The organism is Edaphobacter sp., from assembly GCF_035532915.1.
Classification (GTDB): domain Bacteria; phylum Acidobacteriota; class Terriglobia; order Terriglobales; family Acidobacteriaceae; genus Edaphobacter.
Genome location: NZ_DATKQC010000157.1, coordinates 1 through 3,685 on the forward strand (window position 1 = coordinate 1; position 3,685 = coordinate 3,685).

Sequence of the window (3,685 nt, forward strand, 5' to 3'; positions counted from 1 at the left end):
GTACCGCAAACGGGCCCCCATGAAAGCGATCTTGCCAATGCGCTTCTCCGCAGCATCCGAATCAGGCCAGGAGTGGCAAAGTGGCGTGCCGACTGAGTTGGTTATTCGTCTGGAGTCATCATATCGTGCCACCTGCTAACGTCGACGCCGTAAGTGAGTATTGCCCGATCGACATCCCACGGATCGTCGAGAGGTAGCTGAAATTCACAATGGAAGGGAAAGGACTGGGCCGACTCCGCGCCGTCGCCCCGGCGAACATCGGAGTTCGACCCCCACTGGAGCGTCACCTCGACCGAACCGGTGACCTCGTATGTGATCTTGTCCGCTCCAATCGAGGACACAATGACGCTCTCCACATAAAGTTCGTCCACCGAAAAGTGCGTTGCCAGCCCGTCCACTTCCAGCATTGCGTCACTCAGCAACGCATCGACCGCAGCGCTGTCGAGAGCATCGGCTATCGGTTTAAGGACCGCTTCGCGGCACTCACGAAGGGCGTCCAGAAACGAACCCATGGACACCGCCGTTCTCTCGGCAACTGTGTCCTGCTCTACTTGGTCCCGGATGATCGTATTTTCACTGCCATGGACGTGCTTGCTCAGCTCGGCGAAGGCATCCGTCAGGCGCTTTCGAAGTGGCGGCAAATCCACCTTCAGCTTCTCTTTTACGAAAGCTTCAGAGAGGCCGCCCTGGATGGCAAACAAGACTCGTTGCCCCCGGCTAGGCTTGCCATCGTCTCGTTCGGGAGTGAACCACGATGTCTTGACCACTTCGTCTTCCGGCGACAATGTGTCCATCAGATGCTCGAATAGTATGCGCATCCCCGTGGAAAAGAAGTTGAGGCGCAACGGGTTCTCGCTGTCTGTCAGAGCGCGCAGTGCGCCGTCGATGGCCCAGCCGGAAAACTGGTCATCGACCTTCAGCCTGAGTGCTGCAACTGTTTCCGCGAGTGTGTGCTTGTCGCTCTCCACGGGGCGAGTTATATCACCTGGCAGCTAGGGCAAAATTAAGTTCGAATCGGACCAAGCGACCGCCACGATTATGTGGCGAGCGCGACGACTAAGAGGCCGAGAATACCGACCGCACAGACGACCGCTCGCTGCCTCTGTTCCAGGCGTACCTGTTGAAGATGAGTCCAGGATTCTCCGTTAAGCAAACGGAGTGCTTCTAGGATATCGGGCCTCATCCCAGGATCCGGATGACAGCAGGCGGCAATGGTTCGCCGAATTCGTGAACACCCGTTCCAGTGCCCTACGACCAGATCGAGTCGTTGACCGTCCCGCGGTTTCTGCCCTGTGGCAAGGTGGTAGAGCGTCGCACCGTAGGAGTACAGATCGCCAGCTTTAGAAATCGGATTGCCCGCATGCACTTCCGGAGCCCAATAGCCAGGCGTACCCCCGTGGTTCTGTGAGAACAAGACCGTGCAGCCGAAACCATTGCCGAGCGGATCAGCGACCTGAAGTCTTCCGTCGCCGGATACAAGAATATTGTCTGGCTTAATGTCACCGTGCGCAACATGGCGCGCATGCAAGGCTGCGAGAGAACGTCCAACCTCATGGGCAACCGCGAGGAGTTGTTCGCCGGAGAGGCGACCGACATATTGACGCAGGGATCCACCACTTAAGAATGGCATAACGTAGTACGGGCGCTCTGTCTCCATGTTCGCAAACAGAAGACGTACCATGCCCGGAAAGTTCTGGGACAGGATGCGTACCTCTCTCGCGAAGGCTTGCCGTGCGTGTGGCAGGTGAAAGTCTCGAAGAAACTTGACAACGACTTGCTCACCGTTGTCGGTCAGGCGACCGACTTGTAAGTCAGCATTTCCGCCAGAGCCGAGGGGAGTGAGACACATGACTTGGTAATTCATCGAGACTTTCCTCCAGAGTGCGCATAAGCCATTCGGAACAGAGTGTACAGAAAGGAGCCCCTTTCACCGCTCGCAGCCCGTGTGATTGCTTCCGGCGACTGACCGGCTCGAATCGCGACATCGATCGCCGTATAGAGGTCAAGCGTCGATCCGGTGGGGCCCGAATGACCGCCTTCCCAACGATTGACGGTCACGAAAGATACGTTCAAGAGTCGAGCCATTTGTTCCTGGGAAAGAGCTAGCCTCTTCCGGATGGCAACTAGGCGAGCGGCGTCAAGCATGCGTTAAGTGTACTCCATTAAAGTCTCGCCGGCAACAACTGTTATAACACATGCTATATAGCCGCTCCGACCCTGAGCATTGACGGACAACATGCGTGGGTACGCGTGAATTGAAAACGCTGTCTGAGCATGGTCGGTGCAGGTTCCATGAAAAGCTGGTAGAGTGGCCGCTGTCTACCCATTCCGAGGATTTTCATGTTTCTGTTCATAACTGCCGACCACTTTCGCCTATTCCTCGATGGTACGGGAAAGCCTTTTACAGAGTTCATGGATGCTTTGCTGCGAGCCACGGCCGCTACGTTGGGCATCCCGGCTAGGGACGTACACACAAACCTGAGAACGAATCTGTCGGACGGCGGGATCGACACGCAAATTGACAGCGGCAGTGACGCTAACTGCAAGGGATACCTCGCCGGGCCGACCTTGTGGCAGTTCAAGGCAAGGAGATTTGCCGACGTCACGCCCGCTTCAGTTCGCGATGATATTCACGGTGCAAGCAAAAAGGATGCGCGCGACTTGATCGCCAGAGGTTATGCGTATCGACTCTGTATTTGCGAGGATGCTGCGCCGCCGGATAAAAAGGCGCTGCAAGATGAACTCAACAAATATGTGAAAGAAGTGAATGCGTCCGCTCCTCCCGCGCTAATTCTGCTTCCTTCTGACCTGGCCGCACTGGCAAACCAATATCCTTCGATTGTGGCGCGCTACGTCCGCTTGCCTGTGGAGAAGTTCCGTTGGTACGAGACCTGGAAGCGTTCGGCAATCGGGGAGACCCCGCTCTTTGTTCCTACCGAGCACTACCCAGATTGGGCAGCCAGGGTGGAGTCTCATCTTGATTGGTCGCGGAAACCGACCGACGTGGCGCTGACGCTGTATGGAAATGCGGGTGTAGGCAAGACCCGAGCAGTTTTTGAGATTCTTGATCGCGAACCAAATCAAAGGGAGCTTGTCCTCTATACGAATGACGAGCAAGCGGCAATTGAGATTGCAACGGCACTCACGAACAACGGAACTCAAAGCGCCATCCTGGTTGCGGATGAGTGCCTGAGTCGCGCCCGCTTTCAGCTTTCAGGAATTCTACGCGGCAACGAACATAGGGTGAGGCTAATTACGATCGATAACGCCCTCGAACGCACCCGTACGCTCGAACCGGAATTGCATATCCGCGGAGCCACGGAACAGGAAACGCTGAAGGTGTTGGAGGCGAATTTTGACAGCGTGCCCCTTGATCGACGCATCCGGTACACCCAGATAGCAAATGGCTCCCTGCGCTTTGCGGTGTACATGTGCAGGCACGATTCTGAGATCCAGGAGACCGGAGATCTTTCGTCCGCCCTTCGTGACGCTCATTCTTACTATGAATCCAGATTTTCGAGTCTGTTCGGATTTGACACCAAAGACCGGGAGGCACTGGAAATTGTTGCCCTCGTGGACCGTGTTGGCTATCGAGACGACCGAGCAGGCGAACTCGATGCGTTATGCGGCTTAGTTGGGAGGGACCCTCGAGATACACGTGAGCGAATCGAGCGAATTCGCAAGA

The 3,685-nt window shown here is 56.0% G+C and carries 4 protein-coding genes; 1 reads left to right on the plus strand and 3 read right to left on the minus strand.

From position 1 onward, the window contains the following. Nucleotides 1-101: 101 nt before the first annotated feature. The 3 genes from VMU57_RS07600 to VMU57_RS22990 all read right to left on the minus strand — a co-directional run bounded on the left by VMU57_RS07600 (nt 102) and on the right by VMU57_RS22990 (nt 2,145). Entirely contained in the window at nt 102-968 is an 867-nt protein-coding gene (locus tag VMU57_RS07600) for a hypothetical protein (protein ID WP_325382074.1), read from the minus strand. A 68-nt stretch (nt 969-1,036) separates the two neighbouring features. Then, a complete protein-coding gene (locus VMU57_RS07605; protein WP_325382076.1) occupies nt 1,037-1,864 on the minus strand; it encodes a serine/threonine-protein kinase in 828 nt (275 codons plus the stop codon). Further along, nucleotides 1,861-2,145, minus strand: coding sequence for a helix-turn-helix domain-containing protein (locus tag VMU57_RS22990; RefSeq protein WP_414648615.1), 285 nt, complete (start codon nt 2,143-2,145; stop codon nt 1,861-1,863). The genes VMU57_RS07605 and VMU57_RS22990 overlap by 4 nt, the downstream gene beginning before the upstream one ends. A 267-nt stretch (nt 2,146-2,412) precedes the next feature. On the opposite strand from VMU57_RS22990, the gene VMU57_RS07610 reads away from it, so the two are divergent. Further along, the coding region (locus tag VMU57_RS07610; RefSeq protein ID WP_325382078.1) for a hypothetical protein at nt 2,413-3,685 on the plus strand (1,273 nt) is incomplete at its 3' end.